This is a genomic window from Mucilaginibacter panaciglaebae, from assembly GCF_039539265.1.
Classification (GTDB): Bacteria; Bacteroidota; Bacteroidia; order Sphingobacteriales; family Sphingobacteriaceae; genus Mucilaginibacter; species Mucilaginibacter panaciglaebae.
This window is the reverse complement of record NZ_BAABCV010000003.1, coordinates 212,676-231,650: the sequence shown is the minus strand read 5'-3', so window position 1 is coordinate 231,650 and position 18,975 is coordinate 212,676. Positions and strand designations below refer to the sequence as shown.

Below are 18,975 nucleotides of genomic sequence, written 5' to 3'. Positions count from 1 at the left end.
TGTTGTTAATTTATATTTCCCGGGATATTTACCGGGCCAGGAATTGGCACCTTCTCTAACTTTAGAGGGTTGCCAGCGGGTCTCGGAGCCTGATCTCTCGCCGCTTCTTTATAAATCAAAACCGTATAAGGGAATTGATCGTGATAACAGTATTGCTACTGATTTGTGCCGCAAATAAAGGGCTAAATTTTTATTAATGCAAATTTTTTGAAGCTTAAAGCTAAAAGTCTAAAGCTGAAAGCCGATTTTATTGTTCACAAATGCCTTTAGCTTTCTGCATTCGCCTTTGAGCTCAATTAAGCGCTTGCTCAAAATCAGCAATCAAATCATCAATGTGCTCCAACCCGACAGATATCCGCAGCAAATTAAAAGGGGTTTTAGTATCAGGCCCTTCCATAGTAGCACGGTGCTCAATCAAACTCTCAACGCCGCCTAAACTTGTGGCTTTGGTAATTAGCTTTAGTTTATTAATTACCCTATGAGTATTAAGACGATCGCCTTTTAATATAAATGACAGTACGCCGCCAAAACCAATCATCTGTTCTTTAGCTACCTCATGATTTGGATGCGACGGTAAACCGGGATACAAAACCTGCTCCACAGCCGCGTGCGCGTCTAAAAACTCGGCCAGTAATTGTGCATTATGCACATGGCCACGCACACGATATGGCAGCGTCTTGATACTGCGTACCATATAATAGCAATCAACAGGTGAGGGGATAGCACCGCCCATAGTTTGTACGTTATGTATGATTTGCCACCATTCATTGTCTTCTGCGGTAATCAAAGCGCCCCCCATTAAATCGCTATGCCCGCCAAAATATTTGGTGGTAGAGTGCATAACCAGGTCGGCGCCCAATGTCAAAGGTTGCTGGCATATGGGCGTAGCAAACGTATTATCGCAAGCTACTTTAATGTTTCGTTCTTTAGCGATGGATACTATCTTTTTAATGTCGGTGACTTTTAGTAACGGGTTGGACGGAGTCTCTATCCAGATCAGACCGGTGTTTGGTTTTAAATGAGCTTTTAAAATTTCGGTATCATCAATATCGATAAAATCAAATTCCAAAATGCCGGCGAATAGCTGTTTTAACTGGTTACGCAATCCATGATACATGTCGTCAGGAGCAATGATGTGCGTGCCCGGTTTTAATGATTGAAAGACAGCCATACCTGCAGCGTTACCCGATGAAAATGCTGCTGCGGCAGCGCCATTTTCCAACTTGGTTAAAACATTCTCTAATGCCGTACGGTTAGGATTGGATGATCGGCTATAAATATATTCACCCCGAAAACTTTCATCCGGCAACCGTTCAAACGTGGTCGACGTAATGATAGGTTGAACGACTGCACCGGTGGTATCATCAGTATGATTTCCGGCGTGAATAGCTATAGTTTCCGTTTTCATGGTAGATTGAATTAGTGCGACAATTATAAATTAATAAGCTAACATTTTTATATTTTTACTTAATAAAACTCTGGTTATGAAAAGCAATAAGTTACTGTTGTTGGGTGCTTTATTATTGGCAACAACATTATTTGCATGCAAAAAAGGTGGAGTTTCATCTTCCTTTGATAAAAGTTACGATGCCTGGTTAGCTTTTAAGAAAAAAACAAATGATACGTATGTTTATGTTGCGGTACACGATGTCAAATCCAGTACGTACTCAGAAACAAAAATCACGGTAACCCAGGGTAATATTACAGCGCGCGATTTTGTTTCCTATCAGTATGTATTCAAACCGGATAGCGATATAACCACAAAAGTTCTGACTGACGATTGGCATGAATCAGGCGGGAGTTTAAATACACATGGCTCAACTGCTGCTAACCTGTATACCCTGGATGATATTTACTACAAGGCCCAAAATATCTGGTTAAAAGCCAATACAAATAAAAACGTGGTAACCTTCGAGGCCAAAAACGATGGTTTAATATCAATTGCTGGGTATACACCTAAAAATTGCCCAAGCGGCGATTGCTTTATAGGTATCAATATTAAATCTATTACTCATTAACGCGCCCATCTGTAAAATCTGCGTCATACTACATGTTTAAACAGGTTTATAGTCTTAGTTTCCTAACTAAATTGCCGCTTTTTGCTATTTTTGCAAAAAGTCTTTTTAATGGAAGCTGAAAATAATTTACAGGTATTATTGCAGGATCCGGATTTATCTGCTGATTTAAAACATATCGCCGAAAAAGTGCTCAACCACGAGCGCATTACTTTTGATGAAGGCGTTTTACTATTTGAAAAAGGTGAGTTGGGGTATCTGGGGGTTTTAGCCAATTATATACGCGAAAAGCGCCACGGTGACAAAACTTATTTTAACCGTAATTTTCATATCGAGCCTACCAACCTCTGTGTTTACGATTGTAAATTCTGTTCATACTCGCGTTTAATTAAACAAAAAGAAGAAGGCTGGGAATATACCATGGACGAGATGTTCGATATCGTTAAAAAATACGATAACGAGCCTGTTACAGAGGTGCACATTGTTGGTGGCGTGTTACCCCAATATGATGTCCCTTTTTATACGGAATTGTTCAGACGGATAAAAACGCATCGACCTGAGCTACATGTCAAAGCTTTAACACCGGTCGAATATCATTACATCTTTAAAAAGGCCAAAATTGACTATGCTACCGGCATGAAAATGATGATGGACGCCGGTCTGGAATCAATACCGGGTGGCGGTGCCGAGATATTTCATCCTGAAATCAGAGACCAGATAGCTAAAGACAAATGTACCGCCGACCAATGGCTGGCCATTCATGAAGAGTGGCATAAATTGGGCGGCCGGTCAAATGCTACCATGCTGTACGGCCATATTGAAGAATACAGGCATCGTATAGACCACATGGAACGCCTGCGGCAATTGCAGGACAGAACAGGTGGTTTCCAGACGTTTATTCCGCTTAAGTTCCGTAATAAGGACAACCAAATGTCAAATGTGCCCGAAGCAACAGTGGTTGAGGATCTGCGCAACTATGCTATTTCACGCATCTATTTGGACAACTTTGACCACATTAAAGCCTACTGGGCGATGATAAGCCGCACTACGGCACAATTGTCACTAAACTTTGGAGTAGACGACATCGATGGTACACTTGATGATACAACCAAAATATACTCAATGGCGGGTGCCGAAGAGCAAAAACCGGGTATGAGCACTAAACAGTTGGTTGAGTTGATTAAACAAGTAGGCCGCCATCCAATTGAACGCGATACCTTATATAATGTAATTACCGACTATAACGATTATCAGTTTGCTGAGGAACCAAAACCTCAATACTATAAACTGCCGGTGATTAATTAAAGCCCCACTTAATCCTCTCCAGTTAGGAGGACTTTTAAGAAAGGGCAAAGTACATAAAAAGTCTCCCCAACAGCGGGAGATTTAAAGGGGGCTAAATGATAAAAACGCTATACATTGTCCGCCATGGGCAAACAGATTTAAATAAACAGGGCATTGTACAAGGCAGGGGGCGCGATACCGACCTTAATGATGAGGGCCGCAAACAAGCCCGTCAGTTTTTTGAGGCTTATAAAGCTGCACCGTTCGACAAGATTTATATATCAGAGCTTAAACGTACTCAACAAAGCATACAACCGTTTATTGATCTGGGTATCCCATTCGAAAAACTTTCAGGGCTGGATGAACTGGCCTGGGGTATCTATGAAGGTGCACCTAGTACCCCTAAAACCAAAGCCGCCTTTTTAAAATTAATGCGCGAATGGGTCAGTGGTAAACTGGATAGTAAGTTTGAAGGAGGCGAAAGCCCAAACGAGGTAAAGCTGCGTCAGCTGGAGGCTCTGAAAGCCATCATGAGCCATACCGAAGAAAAACAGGTACTAATTTGTATGCACGGCCGCGCAATGCGTTTATTATTATGCCTGCTTACTAATAGGCCTTTAACCGAAATGGATAGTTTTCCGCATCAAAATCTGGTGCTTTATAAAGTTATTTTTGACGGCGAAAAATACGAGATCACCAGCTTTAACAATGCCGAGCATTTAAAACACGACTAACATCCCTCTGTGAAAAATATAAAAATATCAGCTGTCAGCTATACCAATACCAAACCGTTTTTATACGGTATACAAAATACCGGCATCAACAACAAAATTGACCTAAGCCTGGATATGCCCTCAGACTGCGCGCAGAAACTTATCGATGATAAAGTTGATATCGGGCTGATTCCGGTGGCGGCTACATTGAATATGCCATATTGGGAAATTGTATCTGACTATTGCATTGGTGCAATAGGGGCAGTTAATTCGGTATTTATCTTTAGTAATTGTGATATTAAGGATATTAACACTATTCAGCTTGACCCTGAATCAAGGTCATCAAACAACCTCGCCAGGGTGCTACTTAAAAATTATTGGAAGATCACGCCCGAACAAGTTATAAATGCAATCGACTATTCAGTCAGTCAGGATAGTCAAACCGCATTCGTACAAATAGGCGATCGTACCTTTGGAAAAAAGGAGCAGTTTAAATATGTATATGACCTGGCCGAGGAATGGCAGAAGTTTACTGGTCTGCCATTTGTATTTGCGGCATGGATAGCCAACAAGCCTATTCCCGCCGATTTTATTGCTGAGTTTAACCAATCGCTCATGTATGGTTTAGATCATCGCGCAGAACTGATTAAAACGCTTCCTTCGCGGCCTGACTTTGACCTGGAAGATTATTTAATGCACAAACTTGATTTTACACTGACCGAAGATAAGCGCAAAGCGCTGTATCTTTTTCTGGATTATATTAAGACGCTTTAACTAATTTTCCTTTAACATATCGCATAGCGGGCTTTCAGGCCCGCTATTTTTGTTATAGGCTATCACAATCGGTTGATATTCAATGTAACAAAAACGATAGCAATTAAACCCAGGCCAGCTTTCTACATCGAAGCCATTGATTAACGTAAAGAAATTAAGTTAGTTATGGTAAAAAAAGCAAAAAGATATAGCACAAGTTTTAAAGTTGTCCTGATTTTATTGGGGGCAATTGCAATTGGCTATTTGGCTAAATTTTTTACCGGTACTAAACAGGTAATATTTACTGATACGGTAGCAGAAAATCATTCGCCCAAAAAACATAAGCGAAAACATAAGCTAAAAAGGCAACTGCCTATAGCAGCAGCTTTACCGGTGGTTGATACGATTGCTAGGTCTGAAAAGGTATTAGCTGTAAAGCCAGCCGTGGTTAAGCATCTGCCTGATAGTACTGATAAACGTGACAGCTTTTTATATACCACCTATGTACGGCCTAACGTAACAGGTATTGTCAGGCTACGTAGGCAGGATAATTTTTATGCCGACGTAATTGCAGATATCCCTGCAAATGCCAATGTAAGGGTGCTTAAAAAAGGGCACACATACTACCAGGTGGTATATAATAATAATACAGGCTTTGTCCCAAGGTGGGCACTGCAAATAAAATAGGGCGCAAAGCCGCAAAAAAAATTATGGAGCATCCTGAAAGCTCTGCAAATCGTTCTTTATTTAGGCCTTACAATTGTAAATGCGGCGTTACAATGCTGATTTGGTACATTTTAGGATCTTTTAAAATACCCTTATTTTATTTTATACACTAAGTAAAATTACACTTATTGTATTTTATACACTATGTATTTTAAAAAATTTATAATTTATTATTTTAATACAATATAAATTATGAAAAATTCACAAAAATTGAATTTTATTTTAATTGATTGCAAAAGTGCCGTACTTTTGTTAAAAATATTAAAACAAAGAAACTACTATGAAAAAGTTAATTTTCACCGCAGTATTTGCTACCTTAGTTAGCGTTGCTGCATTTGCCGATGGCGGAAAAAAAACATCTACTACAACTGGCGAGGAAAACGTGTCATATGCTGTATTAACTCAATTCCAAGATAATTTTGCGGATGCGGGCAATGTAACATGGACGGTAAGTTCAACCAGCCAAAAAGCAAGCTTTACAAAAAACAATGTAAACTATACAGCTTACTATGATTCAATTGACCAATACTGGGGTTTAGCTCAGGAAGTTACTTTTGCATCAGTTACTAAAGAAGTTAAAAACGTAATAGCAAAAAATTATGCCGACTATGACGTTAAATCAGTGACCAGATTTGAAACAAATGATGGCGAAGAGCCGGTTGTTTATTTCATTGGCCTGAAAAATGCTAAGGAAGATTTGATATTAACAATCTCTCCGGCTGACGGCCAGATCGAAAACATTGCCAAAGTAAAATAATTGATATTGCTAAATAAAAAGCTCGCTTAGCATACTAAGCGGGCTTTTTTGTGCCCGGCAATATAAGTATGTAATGTCTATGTAAATAGTAGATTATTTTTGATGTAAATTATTGTTATTTGAAACATTCACGCTAACTTTAAAAATAATTTCAATTTAAAACATTAAAACTATGAGCTTAAGATTAGGCGATAAAGCCCCAAATTTCACAGCACAAACTTCACAAGGCGAGATCAATCTTTATGATTATCTGGGCGATGGGTGGGGAGTATTATTTTCGCATCCTGCAGATTATACACCAGTTTGTACAACAGAACTGGGCAGAACAGCAGCTTTAAAAGATGAGTTTGCCAAACGCAACACCAAAGTACTGGCATTAAGCGTAGACTCGGTCGAGTCGCATAAGGGTTGGATCAATGATATCAACGAAACACAGAATGTGGAAGTTGACTTCCCGATAGTTGCCGACGAGGACCGTAAAATTGCTGAAGAGTGGGATATGATACATCCAAATGCCTCGGTAAGTGCAACCGTTCGTTCGTTATTCATAATAGGCCCTGACAAAACCATTAAGTTAATTATCACTTACCCGGCATCAACCGGCAGAAACTTCCAGGAAGTATTGCGTGTACTGGATTCATTGCAACTGACTGCTTACCATAGCGTATCTACACCGGCCGACTGGAAGGATGGAGAAGACGTGGTAGTGTCTACGGCCATTAAAAGTGAAGACATCCCGGCGAAATTTCCAAAAGGGTATACCGAGGTTAAACCGTACTTACGTTTAACGCCGCAGCCCAACAAATAATTTTATTTGGATAATTAAATATTTTTATATATTTGATGTAACAAGTGCATATCTATTCCACTGATTATTAATACCATTTTGTATTCAGTCTGGTTTGATTATATGTCTAAAACAATTATTAATACTATTACAATATTATGAAAACTGGAAAAGTAAAATGGTTTAACACACAAAAAGGCTACGGTTTTATCATTACAGAAGAAGGTAAAGACCTGTTTGTGCATTTTAAAGATGTACAAGGTGGCGTAAATGCCATCAAGGACAATGATAACGTAGAATATGATGTGGAAGACGGTAGAAAAGGACTACAAGCAGTAAATGTAAAAAAAGTATAATTACTTAAGCCTATTAAAAAAAACCTCTGGAATACAGAGGTTTTTTTTTTGCCCAAAAATTTTAAAATATACTTAATTGATTTACTTTAGGCCCACTAATTTATAAGTAAGTATATGACTAATGCCGCACAGGCCAAAGCCAACCGTAACGTTCTATTTTTAGTGATTGTAGCTTCGCTGGGCTACTTTGTTGATATCTATGATCTGCTCATATTCTCGATAGTGCGTGTAAAAAGTTTAACCGATATTGGTATTGTCGACAAAGCTGACATTACCGCAAAAGGTACTTTTATTATCAATGTGCAAATGTTTGGCTTGCTATTGGGCGGTATCATTTGGGGAATTATGGGTGATAAGCTGGGGCGTATTAAAGTTTTATTCGGGTCGATTATTTTATACTCTGCCGCCAACTTTGTTAACGGCTTTGTGCACGATGTCAATACCTACGCGCTGGTGCGATTCTTTGCCGGTATAGGCCTGGCGGGAGAGTTGGGTGCGGGTATTACCCTGGTGAGCGAAACAATGAGTAAAGAACGCAGGGGATACGGCACTATGATAGTGGCTGTTGTTGGTTTATTTGGTGCGGTATTAGCAAATATAGTGGCCAAGCATTTCGGTTGGCGTAATGCTTACTTTGTGGGCGGCGGCCTTGGCGCTGTCCTGCTTTTGCTGAGAGTGGGGACGTTTGAATCGGGTATGTATAAAAATGCTCAGCAAAGCGAAGTTTCGCGCGGCGATTTCCTTAGCCTCTTTACCAACGGAAAAAAATTATTAAAATATCTGTACTGCATCCTGATAGGGGCGCCGCTTTGGTATGTGGTTGGCATATTGGTTACCCAGTCGCAGGAATTCGGGGTAGCCCTGAAAGCTAAAGATGTGTTAAACGCAGGCGACGGGGTACTTTATACTTATATCGGTATTTCTGTAGGCGACCTGGTAGCAGGCATCATGGCGCAGATCACCAAATCAAGAAAACTAACTATGATGTTGTTTCTGTTATTATCGATTATCTGCGTGGCTTACTATCTTAGTTCTACCGGCATGTCAAGCGGGCAGTTTATTAAAATATGTTTCCTGATGGGCTGTACAGTGGGTTATTGGGCGACATTCGTCACTATCGCGTCCGAGCAGTTTGGCACCAACCTGCGCGCTACCGTCACAACCACAGTACCCAATTTTGTGCGCGGTTCCTTGATACCTATCAATGCGGCATTTGCTTTTTTTAAAGGTCATTACGGCATGATCAACGCCGGGTATATCATGATGATATTGCTCACCATAATTTCGCTGTTTTCGTTGAGCCAGCTTCAGGAGACTTTTGGTAAGGATTTGAATTATATGGAGGAGACGCTGTAGTCTCTTACATCCGGTTATTTTGAGCGTATACGAAAGAATCTATACACGCGCTATCAACGTATGTGAATAGATTTCTCCTGCTGGTCGAATTGACATTCTTTTTTAAGAATCCCAGATTTGACACCTTCATTACCTGCCAAATCAAATAAAATCGCATTTTTGCGCCAATGATTACCAAAGAACAAATCGTTGACGACTACCAGAGCATCCAGGATGAGATCTGTACAGCCCTGGAAATCTTGGACGGCAAAGCCAAATTTGAGCAGGAATTATGGCAGCGCGAAGGTGGCGGCGGTGGCCGTACCCGCGTTATTCAAAACGGCAATATCGTGGAAAAAGGCGGTGTAAACTTTTCGGCTGTCGATGGACAACTGCCTGAGGCTATCAAAAAAAGCCTGAAGATTTACCAGGACGATTTCTTTGCCGCTGGTGTGTCAATTGTCATACATCCAAATCATCCGCTGGTACCTATAATCCATATGAATATCCGGTATTTTGAAATGCCATCAACCTTTGGCGGGATGAAAGAGCCTGTACGCTGGTTTGGTGGGGGGATCGATTTAACACCGCATTATGTTTTTGAGGATGATGCCAAATTCTTTCACAGCAGCTTAAAAGCTACGTGCGATAAGTATAATTCAGGTTTTTATGACCGTTTCAAAAAATGGGCTGATGATTATTTTTTTATCAAACATCGTAACGAAACCCGTGGCGTCGGCGGTATATTTTATGACCGCCTGACGGCTACTGAAGAAACTTCTTGGGATGATATTTTTGAATTTTCAAAAGCTGTAGGCCGTTCGTTCGCGCCCATCTATACCGAGTTGGTCAATCGACATAAAAGCGAACCTTTTACTGCCGACCAGCAGCAATGGCAATACCAGCGCCGCAGCCGTTATGCCGAGTTTAACTTGGTTTATGACGCCGGTACCAAGTTTGGCCTGGAAACCAACGGACGTATAGAGTCCATTCTGATGAGCTTGCCACCAACAGCTAAATGGCTATATAATTATCAGCCGGCGACAGGTAGTGAAGAAGAAAAAACTTTATCATTGCTAAAAAAAGACATTAACTGGGCATAATATGCAAAAAGCTGCGACACTATTGACCTTACTGGCAACTTTATCATTCACCGATAGAGAGGCAACGCTTAACGGTAAATGGAACTATGCAGGTGGTTGGTTCAATCACAAATTATCAGCAGCACCAAAAGACTATATTCAGCAGCGCAAATACACCGACAGGGGCTTTGATGCATGGCTATATGCAAAAGGAGAGAAGGACCTGAAGTACGAGAGCGGGACCTATACCCTGCAAGGCGACAGCTGCCTGGAATCCCAGACCTTTTGCCTGCAGGATCAAAGCATGATAGGTAAAACGATGCATTATCATTACGCTATACGCAATGATACACTGATCCTTAATGGAATACTACCCAATGGTGCCGTTATTGAGGATTATTGGGTAAAAGAGAAGTAAGCGCTCACTATCCCTATCCTCACCACCACGTTGCGCGGTACCCACCTTTCCGTCGCTTAAATTTTCCCTAACTTGAGTAGCGCCGGATAATCATCAAAAGCTTTAATATGACAAAATTCAAAAACGCCTTTAGGAAATGTCAAAGAATGAACTGGACGTCTGTTACATAAGCCGGCTTAATAGCAAGAACAATATTGTCGTCTGTAACAATCATCTGATTATTTGAGCACAATTGTCATTTGTTTAAGTAGGATGACTTTTTTTATTATGTTTGTTTACCAAACATTACTAAAAGTTATGAATAAAAAACAATCATTGCTGCTGGCAGCAATACTTGCCGCAAGCACTTTAGCAGCTAATGCACAGATGAGACATGAGGATACAGAGGTTTATGAACCAGTACCAAATGTTGTTACTCCAGGTAAAACTACAGGTGATGCGCCATCAGACGCTATCGTATTATTTGATGGTAAAAACCTTGACCAATGGACTATGACCGATCACCGTGGCGATCCGGCTAACTGGTTTGTGGCAGACGGTATATTGACTGTGAACAAACGTAGCGGTAATATCGAAACCAAGAAGTCTTTTTCAAACTATCAATTACACCTTGAGTGGCGCATACCTTCAAATATTACCGGCAGTGATCAAGCTCGCGGAAATAGCGGCGTGTTCCTGGCTTCGTTAGGTAAAGGCGATGCCGGTTATGAGTTACAAGTGCTTGATTCTTATAAAAATAAAACCTATGTAAATGGTCAGGCGGGAAGTATTTATAAACAGTTTATTCCGCTGGTTAACCCGGCAAGGCCTCCCGGCGAATGGCAAACTTATGATGTGATCTGGACCGCGCCAACTTTTAATGATGATGGTACTGTTAAAACTCCGGCAAGAGTAACAGTATTGTTTAACGGTGTGCTGGTGCAAAACGATGTATCATTATTAGGCCCAACCCAATTTGTTGGTAAGGCTAGTTATCAAAACGCAAAACATGGACCTGCGCCAATTAAATTGCAAGCGCACGGTGACAGAAGCGAGCCAATTAGTTATCGAAATATATGGGTTAGAGAACTGTAAACCCAGTTTTATATATACCTAAAAATAAAAAGCCATTTCGATGAAAATTATGTCATCGAAATGGCTTTTTTGTTAAGCAAAAGTTAAGTAAGTAACCAATGATTAAGATCATTTAATAGTTTATTAAATGATATGCTTTTGCTAAATTTTTTCTAATTAATTAATTTACAACTGATTAAAATAAGTATATTTACGTCATCAATTTTTGTTCTTTAATCTCAACAAATCATGAAAAAACTCCCCCTGGTTTTTTGCTGTTTATTTTTTTGCGCATGTTCATCAAAAAAAATTATTAATAATCAAGCTATATTTGATTCACATCCCCAACCATTTCGTGTTTCATCAATAGGTAAATGGGATAATCGTTACGTGATTTACACCCTTACCGATGCCCATAATATTTATTTTACGGTCAAAGATATTTCAGGCAAGGCTTTAAAAAAAGGTGATGTTTATGCCCCCAATTTATCAATCGTTCATTGATAAGTTAGCGCCTTATTTATAACTTAGCAGCTTAACGGATATCAATCCGTGCTAATCGATAAATAGCTTGTCATGATAAAAGATCTAAATTCACTAAACCAGGTAGCCGAATTTCATACTACATTCAAACACCCAATATTACCTGTTCCCACAATACCTTCTCCCGAGCGTTGCAAACTACGCGTTGAACTGCTGGCTGAAGAATTAAAAGAACTGCAACAAGCTATAAACGATAACAACATGGTTGAAATTGCCGATGCACTTTGCGATTTGCAATATGTGCTGTCGGGCGCTGTTTTAGAATTTGGTTTGGGCGAAAAATTTAAAGAGCTATTTGACGAGGTTCATCGCTCAAATATGAGCAAAGCCTGCAAAACATTAGCAGAGGCTAATGATACCGTTGCTCATTATCAAGGCAGAGACAATACCAAATCATATCATAAAGAAGTAGATGGCCTGTTTTTGGTTTACCGCGCGCAGGACGATAAAACTTTAAAATCTATCAATTATTCGCCGGCTGATTTGGCGAAGATATTAGGCTGATTAATGCTTGATATTCTTTATCATGACGCGTTTCTGGTCGCCGTAAATAAACCGCATGGCTTGTTGGTACATCGTTCAACAATTGCAGCCGACGCCAGCGAATTTGCACTACAATTACTTCGCGATCAAATAGGGGTGAAAGTAAATCCGGTTCATCGTCTGGATAGGGCCACCGGTGGTGTATTATTGTTTGCTTTGGATAAAGACACTGAAATAGCAATGCAGCAACAATTTGCCGATAATAGGGTCAATAAAACTTATCTGGCGATAGTACGAGGTTATGCTGCTGATGCCGAGGATATCAATTATCCGTTAAAGAAAGAAAATGGTGCTTTACAAGAAGCTTTTACAAGTTATACCACTTTAAAACGCGCGGAATTGCCAGTGCCATTCGGTAAACATGAAACTTCAAGATACTCATTAGTTGAAGTAAAACCTTCAACGGGGCGTATGCATCAAATACGCAAGCACCTGAGTCATGTTAATCATCCCATAATTGGAGATACCACTCACGGCTGCAACAAACAAAATAAACTTTTCAGAGAGCGATGGGCCATGACCACGCTGATGCTGCATGCATCAAAATTGAGCTTTATACATCCTGTAACTAAATCAGAACTTATTATTGAAGCCCCGATTAATGAAGAGTTCAACAAAGTTATGGCGTTGATGGGATGGCGACCAACAAACAAACAAGACAGTATTTTGTAGTATTGGCATGACAGATCCATTAAATTATATTATTTATAAAGATGGCGAAGCGCATAACATCACCATCACGCAGGTGAACAAAAATCAAGGAAGTGCCAATTTATCCCCCACCGGTGTTTTCAAGCTATCAGAGGGACAGGTTGATATGGGCGATATTATTTTTGATGATAAAATGCAGCAATGGGAATATACCGGTCTTGGTGATTTAAACCATCTGGAGGCTGACGAGATTGCCAGTTTTATAAAGATCAATTATAATGCTCAGCTAAAAGCTCCTAATGTAAAGTAATTTACGTGTTTTACCATTTAACTTTCTATTATTGTCTAAACTAAGCGATTTGTAGATAATAGTTGCGGTTTTGCGGGATATTTATTTTCTATTTCAATTGAGTTTAATTGATCACACATTATGAAGAGTTTTATATGTAGATGCGCAATAGTGGGTAGTTTGCTTGTCAGCTTCTCTGCTCAGGCACAACTTAAGGAAGACGAAAAAGTAAAACTGATTACGTTAGATCCGGGCCATTTCCATGCTGCATTAGTACAGAAATTTACTTTGCCTGATATTGAGTCGGACGTTTATGTTTACGCACCCAAAGGTCCGGATGTAAAGTCGCATCTGGAAAAGGTTGATGCGTATAACTTCCGAAAAATCGACCCTACACATTGGAGTGAAATTGTTTACACAGGTCCGGATTTCTTCGAGAAAATGATTGCCGAGAAAAAAGGAAACGTAGTAGTAATGGCCGGTAATAATCGCAAAAAAACAGAATACATCAAAAAGTCGATAGACGCCGGTTTTAATGTGTTAGGCGATAAACCAATGGCTATTGATAATGAGCATTTTGAAATGCTTAAAAGCGCCTTTGCCAACGCTGCCAAAAAACATTTGGTGTTGTATGATATCATGACCGAGCGTTATGAGATTACCAATACTTTACAGCGAGAATTTGCAATGATTCCTGATGTATTTGGGCAGCTTAAAAAAGGTACACCCAAAGAACCCGGAGTTGAGATGGAAAGCGTGCACTATTTCTACAAATATGTATCGGGTAATGTACTGAGTCGTCCGGATTGGTTCTTTGATGTAAAACAGCAGGGAGAAGGACTGCAAGATGTAGGCGTGCATTTGGTTGATTTAACTCAATGGGAATGCTTCCCCAATAAAATTATCGATTATAAAAAAGACATTCAATTTAACAATGCCCGCCGTTGGCCATCGTATATTACCTTGAGTCAATTTAAAGCCATTACTAAACTCGACGGCTTTCCGGCCTTTTTAAAAGCCAATGTAGTAAAAGATACTATCCTTAAGGTGTATGCCAACGGATCGGTGAATTACAAGCTTTTCGGCGTTAATGTAAAGCTTACAGCCAAATGGGGCTACGCTGCGCCTGAAAATAGCGGCGATAGTCAAAACTCTGTACTTCATGGTACCAAAGCCGATTTATACGTTCGTCAGGGTGCAGTGGAGAAATACACGCCTGTATTGTATATCGAACCGGTAAATCCATCCGCCGACTATGAAAAGCTGGTAATGGCGCGTCTAAAATATCTGCAAAAAAAATATCCTGGTATTGATCTGAAAAAGAATGACAAAGGTTGGGAAGTTACCATACCTGAAAAATACAAAGACGGCCATGAAGCGCACTTCGGTCGGGTTACCGAAAAATACTTGGGCTATCTACGCGATGGCGATATGCCGGCTTGGGAAGTACCAAACATGATTGCGAAATATTTTACAACCACCAGAGCGCTGGCTCTGGCAAAAGGCCAAACCAAAGATTAATATAGGGAGGCGCAAATAAGGCGTATCTTTGGCTATGATAAAAAAGGCGCTTAATAACCTGAAGATTGGGGCATTGAATGAAATGCAAAACGCGGCGCTCAATGCCGACTCAAAGCGCGATCTGATCTTGCTATCGCCAACAGGCTCTGGCAAAACGCTGGGCTTTTTATTGCCGGTGCTTCAATCGCTTCATCAGGAAAAAGATAGGGTGCAAGTATTGATCCTGGTTCCTTCGCGCGAATTAGCTTTGCAGATAGAACAGGTATTTAAAACCATGAGCAGCGGCTTTAAAGTTAATTGCTGTTATGGCGGGCATTCCACCAAAATCGAAAAAAACAATCTATCGCAACCGCCGTCAGTATTGATAGGCACGCCGGGGCGTATAGCCTTTCATATCCGTAATGAAAGTTTCAGTACCGAGGCTATCCATACCTTGGTTTTGGATGAATTTGATAAGTCGCTTGAATTTGGTTTTCAGGACGATATGTCAATGATCATTGGCCAGTTGGATCATCTGGGAAGGCGCATACTAACATCAGCGACAAAAATGAATGAAATTCCGGCTTTTACAGGTGTGACTGATCCGGTTAAGCTGAACTATTTGGAGAATAAAGCTAATATGCCTGATATCGAGCTTAAAGCAGTGAAAACGGCGGCTCCTGATAAATTGGATGCCTTATTATCCTTGATCTGCAAAATTGGAAATCGAGCCACATTGGTATTCTGTAATCATCGCGAAGCCACTGATCGTATCAGTGATTTATTGTGGGATCGGGGGATTGAACATGGCCTTTATCATGGTGGTATGGAGCAGGAGGATAGGGAGCGGGCTTTGATCAAATTCAGAAATGGCAGCCATCAATTATTAGTTACTACTGACCTTGCATCCCGCGGATTAGATATCCCCGAGATTGAATACATTATTCACTATCAATTACCGCATACAGAAGATGCTTTTACACACCGCAACGGCCGCACTGCACGAATGCGAGCCAAAGGTACAGCCTATGTAATTTTGGCGGATGACGAGTTACCTAAATATTTAAAGCGCGAGCCCGAACTTGAACAATTGCCTGAAAAGCTATTTTTACCACACACTTCGCCCTGGGCTACTTTATACATCGCCGCAGGTAAAAAGGATAAAGTCAACAAAGTAGATATTGTTGGGTTAATATTAAAAAAAGGCGAACTGGCAAAAGATGATTTGGGGAGAATAGAAGTATTGGACAAAACGTCCTACGCTGCGGTAAAGCGTAATCAAATTGAAAGGGTAGTGCAGCGACTCAAAAGCGAAAAGATTAAAAATAAAAAAGTTAAGATCGAAATATCTAAATAACCGATTATGAGCAATAACGATATAATGAAGAAGCTGAGGGTGGCTATGAAGTTTACTGACGATGATATTATCAAGGTATTGGCGCTGGCAAATTTTCGAATAACCAAGACTGAACTAGGTGCCATATTCAGGGCCGAAGATCATCCAAACTTTAAACCTTGCGGCGATCAGATATTACGTAATTTCCTGAATGGTTTGATTATCCATCAGCGCGGCCCGCGTCCACCCAAATCTCAGGACAGCCAGAAACCTCAATAATGCTCTTTGCGCACTGATCCTCTGATGATGTGCGCTTTGCCACTTTTTATCATTTGTTTTAAAGCTGGCGAAAATTCGACCCGGCCGCCAAAGTCCTGTACCCAATATAAGTTATATACCCATATACCAACTTCTTTAAAATCCGGATTCATGAGGTTTCGGCAATGACCTTCACTATGAAACCAGCCGTTGGTTACCTGTTCAATACTCATTTGTCCTTGAGCTATGTTTTCGCCGACGGTAAAGCTTTGATAACCGTCATGTTTATAGCCTGCATCTTCGGCACGTTTCATAGCATCACGTCCGTCTTTGCTAATGTGGCTGAAATATTTTTTTGACGCCATATCTTTTGCATGGCCTTTTGCTGCTTTTTCCAGATCATCATTCCATACTAATGGAGGGGCTGGGGGCATATGCGTGTTACCACAGTCACAGCCTATGGCGCGGGTTTTATTAATTAGCTCTAAAAACTGTCTTTTGAATTTGCTGCTACCGGGTGTTTGTGCGTACAGGTTAGGTGCGTGCAGCGCTAAAACAAATCCGCACAAAAAAGTTAAATATTTCATTATTGATATATGATTACTTATGCCCGTATCAGATGTTTATTTTTTATGCTTTTTGCGCAGCCGATAAAAGATGACAAATAAAGAAATTAGCCCTATAGCAACAATCAGGATTATAATGAGGCTATCTTTTTGGATGAGTTAGCTTTTAAAGGTTTTCTCCTGATGATAGATGCTTTTTTTTTGACCTGTAGTGAATCCTGAGCATTGGCAACCAGGTTTTGTTCGCCCTTTAATAAACTGTCATTGATAAAATCCCGACGTTTGGCAGCAATATCGGCTTTAGTATAGTTTTTAAGATGGGTATAAAGTAATACATAGCCCTCTTCAATTTTCGACTCGTCTTGTGGGGAATGATTGGCTTTGGATAATGTTAGGGCTTCATCCAGATCGCGCATAGCTAATTTGTAATCTTTGATCTCCATTTTGATGTTAGCTAACACCAACAAAGAAGCCATGATATTTGGAACATCTTTTAACGCCCTCGATAAACTATTTGATTGAAGAATAAACCATTTAGCCTGAGGATACTTACGTTGTGAACGGTATACTTTTGCAAGGTTGTTAAAACTGCTGCGCAATCCTATAGTATCATTTATTCCTGAATAAAGATGCAGCGCCTCATACGAGTAATACAAGGCCTGTGCCTGAAAATTCTTTTTTGTTCTGTTGTCCAGGTTGTCGTAATTCAGATATTGTGTAGCCAGCTGTGCAAGTAACGCAGCTCTCAAAGTGTCATTAGTTGTTACACGGACCAGCTGTTTTAAGGTATCAATATTAGTAGTGAGTGGCGACAATGGTGTGTGCGCAGCACTGTCGGCCGGCAACTGAGAGGCAAACAATTTTAATCCGGCAAATAAAGTAATGATAAGTATGGTAAGTTTCTTCATATATAGTCGCTTTACTCAGCTTATCAAGCATAGTCAAATCGCATGCCTCTTTGATTAAAGGTCTGACTATTAGTTAGATATATTTGGTAAAGGGAACTAAATGTAGGCTAAAATATCGGAATACAAAAATAATAGTACAGAATACTATACACTTAATTTTATTAACAGATAAATGATTCGTAGTTATCCAAAAATTGCGTTAAAAATGACACCTTGGTAAACAGGAGGTTAAAAAGATTAATTCCCAAGGTAGCTGTGATAATTCCGGCTAAAACATCCAGCACATAATGATGACTGGTGTAAATAGCCGTCAGCCAAATTCCAATCATGACAGTAATCAAAACTATCTTCATAAGCCCTAGGTGGTTTTTAAAGGCGTAATAAACCACTATAATAGGGTAGGCCGAATGCAAAGACGGCATTGCAGCAAAAACGTTAGAGCCTTTCTGATAGATAGACTGGAAGATATGGACATTGAAATACTGATCAAATCTTGCCAGGCCGCCAGTATTACCTGGAGTGTTGGCGATGAATGTAAAACCATGCTCCTGAATATACCAGGGTGGTGCTGCGGGGAAGCTATAGTAAACTACAAACCCAAGTAGGTTAACCACAAAAAACGTCATGGCAAACGATAAAAACTCGCGCCTGTTTTTGAAAAATAAATAAGCAGCAAAGCTAAGTGGTACAGGTATCCAGCAAAGGTAAAACAGCCCGCCCAAAATGTCTAAAAAATGAGTTGAGTTGGCTTTCCAATATTCATTTGGAGTTAGGATATGGCCATTGAAACTGATGCCGAAAAGGTTTTTCTCCAGATGATAAAGATCGGCAATGTGTACAGGGCTGATCTTATAATTGGGGATGGCCTTCATATAATCAAAAAGTATCCAGTAAACTATAAATACGCTAAAGCCCAATATAAATTTACGACTGATGGACGATGCATAAAAACATGCGTTGAAAATAACAATCAATACAAGCTGATCTGATTTAAAACCAACTACCCATGCTGATAACAGTAAGTAAGCAACAGAAAGAAATGTAACAGTTAAAATAGATTTGGTATTAACTACCGGGCCTTTAGTGATAACACCATTCATCT

23 protein-coding genes and 1 riboswitch are annotated in these 18,975 nt (G+C 40.1%); of the genes, 19 read left to right on the top strand and 4 right to left on the bottom strand.

Annotation, left to right across the window (positions count from 1 at the left end):
• Nucleotides 1-7 precede the first annotated feature (7 nt).
• A riboswitch (SAM riboswitch) is annotated at nucleotides 8-117 on the bottom strand.
• A 175-nt stretch (nucleotides 118-292) separates the two neighbouring features.
• Nucleotides 293-1,408, bottom strand: coding sequence for a trans-sulfuration enzyme family protein (locus ABD772_RS05235; RefSeq protein WP_345101455.1), 1,116 nt, complete (start codon nucleotides 1,406-1,408; stop codon nucleotides 293-295).
• 76 nt (nucleotides 1,409-1,484) lie between these two features.
• Here ABD772_RS05235 and ABD772_RS05230 point away from each other — a divergent pair, with 76 nt between their 5' ends.
• From ABD772_RS05230 to ABD772_RS05140, 19 genes are all read left to right on the top strand, one after another.
• Entirely contained in the window at nucleotides 1,485-2,018 is a 534-nt protein-coding gene (locus tag ABD772_RS05230) for a hypothetical protein (protein WP_345101453.1), read from the top strand.
• A gap of 108 nt (nucleotides 2,019-2,126) precedes the next feature.
• Nucleotides 2,127-3,320, top strand: a complete 1,194-nt coding sequence (gene mqnE, locus ABD772_RS05225; RefSeq protein ID WP_345101451.1) for an aminofutalosine synthase MqnE — start codon at nucleotides 2,127-2,129, stop codon at nucleotides 3,318-3,320.
• Nucleotides 3,321-3,415: 95 nt separating this feature from the next.
• The gene (locus ABD772_RS05220) at nucleotides 3,416-4,033 is read left to right on the top strand and encodes a histidine phosphatase family protein (protein WP_345101449.1); all 618 of its coding nucleotides are present in this window, start codon (nucleotides 3,416-3,418) and stop codon (nucleotides 4,031-4,033) included.
• A gap of 9 nt (nucleotides 4,034-4,042) precedes the next feature.
• Nucleotides 4,043-4,786, top strand: coding sequence for a menaquinone biosynthetic enzyme MqnA/MqnD family protein (locus ABD772_RS05215; RefSeq protein ID WP_345101447.1), 744 nt, complete (start codon nucleotides 4,043-4,045; stop codon nucleotides 4,784-4,786).
• A gap of 165 nt (nucleotides 4,787-4,951) precedes the next feature.
• The gene (locus ABD772_RS05210) at nucleotides 4,952-5,452 is read left to right on the top strand and encodes a hypothetical protein (protein ID WP_345101445.1); all 501 of its coding nucleotides are present in this window, start codon (nucleotides 4,952-4,954) and stop codon (nucleotides 5,450-5,452) included.
• A 319-nt stretch (nucleotides 5,453-5,771) separates the two neighbouring features.
• Nucleotides 5,772-6,248, top strand: coding sequence for a hypothetical protein (locus ABD772_RS05205; protein ID WP_345101443.1), 477 nt, complete (start codon nucleotides 5,772-5,774; stop codon nucleotides 6,246-6,248).
• A gap of 172 nt (nucleotides 6,249-6,420) precedes the next feature.
• A complete protein-coding gene (locus tag ABD772_RS05200) occupies nucleotides 6,421-7,056 on the top strand; it encodes a peroxiredoxin (RefSeq protein WP_345101441.1) in 636 nt (211 codons plus the stop codon).
• A 137-nt stretch (nucleotides 7,057-7,193) separates the two neighbouring features.
• Nucleotides 7,194-7,391, top strand: a complete 198-nt coding sequence (locus ABD772_RS05195) for a cold-shock protein (RefSeq protein WP_345101438.1) — start codon at nucleotides 7,194-7,196, stop codon at nucleotides 7,389-7,391.
• Nucleotides 7,392-7,505: 114 nt separating this feature from the next.
• The gene (locus ABD772_RS05190) at nucleotides 7,506-8,747 is read left to right on the top strand and encodes an MFS transporter (RefSeq protein WP_345101435.1); all 1,242 of its coding nucleotides are present in this window, start codon (nucleotides 7,506-7,508) and stop codon (nucleotides 8,745-8,747) included.
• 167 nt (nucleotides 8,748-8,914) lie between these two features.
• Nucleotides 8,915-9,829 carry an oxygen-dependent coproporphyrinogen oxidase gene (gene hemF / locus ABD772_RS05185; protein ID WP_345101433.1) on the top strand — a complete coding sequence of 305 codons (915 nt, stop codon included), beginning with the start codon at nucleotides 8,915-8,917 and terminating at the stop codon, nucleotides 9,827-9,829.
• Nucleotide 9,830: 1 nt separating this feature from the next.
• Complete coding sequence (locus ABD772_RS05180; RefSeq protein WP_345101430.1) at nucleotides 9,831-10,226, top strand: hypothetical protein; 396 nt, start codon at nucleotides 9,831-9,833, stop codon at nucleotides 10,224-10,226.
• A gap of 297 nt (nucleotides 10,227-10,523) precedes the next feature.
• Nucleotides 10,524-11,300 carry a 3-keto-disaccharide hydrolase gene (locus tag ABD772_RS05175; protein WP_345101428.1) on the top strand — a complete coding sequence of 259 codons (777 nt, stop codon included), beginning with the start codon at nucleotides 10,524-10,526 and terminating at the stop codon, nucleotides 11,298-11,300.
• Nucleotides 11,301-11,528: 228 nt separating this feature from the next.
• Nucleotides 11,529-11,783, top strand: a complete 255-nt coding sequence (locus ABD772_RS05170; protein ID WP_345101426.1) for a hypothetical protein — start codon at nucleotides 11,529-11,531, stop codon at nucleotides 11,781-11,783.
• Nucleotides 11,784-11,855: 72 nt separating this feature from the next.
• The gene (locus ABD772_RS05165) at nucleotides 11,856-12,326 is read left to right on the top strand and encodes a pyrophosphohydrolase domain-containing protein (protein WP_345101424.1); all 471 of its coding nucleotides are present in this window, start codon (nucleotides 11,856-11,858) and stop codon (nucleotides 12,324-12,326) included.
• A 3-nt stretch (nucleotides 12,327-12,329) separates the two neighbouring features.
• On the top strand, nucleotides 12,330-13,037 hold the full coding sequence (locus ABD772_RS05160; RefSeq protein WP_345101422.1) for a pseudouridine synthase: 708 nt from the start codon (nucleotides 12,330-12,332) through the stop codon (nucleotides 13,035-13,037).
• Between the two features lie 7 nt (nucleotides 13,038-13,044).
• On the top strand, nucleotides 13,045-13,326 hold the full coding sequence (locus tag ABD772_RS05155) for a hypothetical protein (protein WP_345101420.1): 282 nt from the start codon (nucleotides 13,045-13,047) through the stop codon (nucleotides 13,324-13,326).
• A gap of 120 nt (nucleotides 13,327-13,446) precedes the next feature.
• Nucleotides 13,447-14,826 carry a putative oxidoreductase C-terminal domain-containing protein gene (locus ABD772_RS05150; protein ID WP_345101418.1) on the top strand — a complete coding sequence of 460 codons (1,380 nt, stop codon included), beginning with the start codon at nucleotides 13,447-13,449 and terminating at the stop codon, nucleotides 14,824-14,826.
• Between the two features lie 34 nt (nucleotides 14,827-14,860).
• Nucleotides 14,861-16,162 carry a DEAD/DEAH box helicase gene (locus tag ABD772_RS05145; protein ID WP_345101416.1) on the top strand — a complete coding sequence of 434 codons (1,302 nt, stop codon included), beginning with the start codon at nucleotides 14,861-14,863 and terminating at the stop codon, nucleotides 16,160-16,162.
• A gap of 24 nt (nucleotides 16,163-16,186) precedes the next feature.
• A complete protein-coding gene (locus ABD772_RS05140) occupies nucleotides 16,187-16,420 on the top strand; it encodes a DUF1456 family protein (protein ID WP_345101414.1) in 234 nt (77 codons plus the stop codon).
• Here ABD772_RS05140 and ABD772_RS05135 read toward each other — a convergent pair.
• The 3 genes from ABD772_RS05135 to ABD772_RS05125 all read right to left on the bottom strand — a co-directional run bounded on the left by ABD772_RS05135 (nucleotide 16,414) and on the right by ABD772_RS05125 (nucleotide 18,973).
• On the bottom strand, nucleotides 16,414-16,986 hold the full coding sequence (locus tag ABD772_RS05135; protein ID WP_345101412.1) for a CAP domain-containing protein: 573 nt from the start codon (nucleotides 16,984-16,986) through the stop codon (nucleotides 16,414-16,416). The two genes, ABD772_RS05140 and ABD772_RS05135, sit on opposite strands and share 7 nt — an antisense overlap.
• Before the next feature lie 110 nt (nucleotides 16,987-17,096).
• Complete coding sequence (locus ABD772_RS05130) at nucleotides 17,097-17,873, bottom strand: tetratricopeptide repeat protein (protein ID WP_345101410.1); 777 nt, start codon at nucleotides 17,871-17,873, stop codon at nucleotides 17,097-17,099.
• 161 nt (nucleotides 17,874-18,034) lie between these two features.
• Nucleotides 18,035-18,973: a phosphatase PAP2 family protein gene (locus tag ABD772_RS05125; RefSeq protein ID WP_345101408.1), complete on the bottom strand. Its 939-nt coding sequence runs from the start codon at nucleotides 18,971-18,973 to the stop codon at nucleotides 18,035-18,037.
• Nucleotides 18,974-18,975 lie beyond the last annotated feature (2 nt).

What these genes read in the sequence shown, in the direction of transcription:
- ABD772_RS05235 (WP_345101455.1), bottom strand. Translation starts at nt 1,408, where the DNA reads ATGAAAACGGAAACTATAGCTATTCACGCCGGAAATCATACTGATGAT.
- ABD772_RS05230 (WP_345101453.1), top strand. Translation starts at nt 1,485, where the DNA reads ATGAAAAGCAATAAGTTACTGTTGTTGGGTGCTTTATTATTGGCAACA.
- mqnE (WP_345101451.1), top strand. Translation starts at nt 2,127, where the DNA reads ATGGAAGCTGAAAATAATTTACAGGTATTATTGCAGGATCCGGATTTA.
- ABD772_RS05220 (WP_345101449.1), top strand. Translation starts at nt 3,416, where the DNA reads ATGATAAAAACGCTATACATTGTCCGCCATGGGCAAACAGATTTAAAT.
- ABD772_RS05210 (WP_345101445.1), top strand. Translation starts at nt 4,952, where the DNA reads ATGGTAAAAAAAGCAAAAAGATATAGCACAAGTTTTAAAGTTGTCCTG.
- ABD772_RS05205 (WP_345101443.1), top strand. Translation starts at nt 5,772, where the DNA reads ATGAAAAAGTTAATTTTCACCGCAGTATTTGCTACCTTAGTTAGCGTT.
- ABD772_RS05200 (WP_345101441.1), top strand. Translation starts at nt 6,421, where the DNA reads ATGAGCTTAAGATTAGGCGATAAAGCCCCAAATTTCACAGCACAAACT.
- ABD772_RS05195 (WP_345101438.1), top strand. Translation starts at nt 7,194, where the DNA reads ATGAAAACTGGAAAAGTAAAATGGTTTAACACACAAAAAGGCTACGGT.
- ABD772_RS05190 (WP_345101435.1), top strand. Translation starts at nt 7,506, where the DNA reads ATGACTAATGCCGCACAGGCCAAAGCCAACCGTAACGTTCTATTTTTA.
- hemF (WP_345101433.1), top strand. Translation starts at nt 8,915, where the DNA reads ATGATTACCAAAGAACAAATCGTTGACGACTACCAGAGCATCCAGGAT.
- ABD772_RS05180 (WP_345101430.1), top strand. Translation starts at nt 9,831, where the DNA reads ATGCAAAAAGCTGCGACACTATTGACCTTACTGGCAACTTTATCATTC.
- ABD772_RS05175 (WP_345101428.1), top strand. Translation starts at nt 10,524, where the DNA reads ATGAATAAAAAACAATCATTGCTGCTGGCAGCAATACTTGCCGCAAGC.
- ABD772_RS05170 (WP_345101426.1), top strand. Translation starts at nt 11,529, where the DNA reads ATGAAAAAACTCCCCCTGGTTTTTTGCTGTTTATTTTTTTGCGCATGT.
- ABD772_RS05165 (WP_345101424.1), top strand. Translation starts at nt 11,856, where the DNA reads ATGATAAAAGATCTAAATTCACTAAACCAGGTAGCCGAATTTCATACT.
- ABD772_RS05160 (WP_345101422.1), top strand. Translation starts at nt 12,330, where the DNA reads ATGCTTGATATTCTTTATCATGACGCGTTTCTGGTCGCCGTAAATAAA.
- ABD772_RS05155 (WP_345101420.1), top strand. Translation starts at nt 13,045, where the DNA reads ATGACAGATCCATTAAATTATATTATTTATAAAGATGGCGAAGCGCAT.
- ABD772_RS05150 (WP_345101418.1), top strand. Translation starts at nt 13,447, where the DNA reads ATGAAGAGTTTTATATGTAGATGCGCAATAGTGGGTAGTTTGCTTGTC.
- ABD772_RS05145 (WP_345101416.1), top strand. Translation starts at nt 14,861, where the DNA reads ATGATAAAAAAGGCGCTTAATAACCTGAAGATTGGGGCATTGAATGAA.
- ABD772_RS05140 (WP_345101414.1), top strand. Translation starts at nt 16,187, where the DNA reads ATGAAGAAGCTGAGGGTGGCTATGAAGTTTACTGACGATGATATTATC.
- ABD772_RS05135 (WP_345101412.1), bottom strand. Translation starts at nt 16,986, where the DNA reads ATGAAATATTTAACTTTTTTGTGCGGATTTGTTTTAGCGCTGCACGCA.
- ABD772_RS05130 (WP_345101410.1), bottom strand. Translation starts at nt 17,873, where the DNA reads ATGAAGAAACTTACCATACTTATCATTACTTTATTTGCCGGATTAAAA.
- ABD772_RS05125 (WP_345101408.1), bottom strand. Translation starts at nt 18,973, where the DNA reads ATGAATGGTGTTATCACTAAAGGCCCGGTAGTTAATACCAAATCTATT.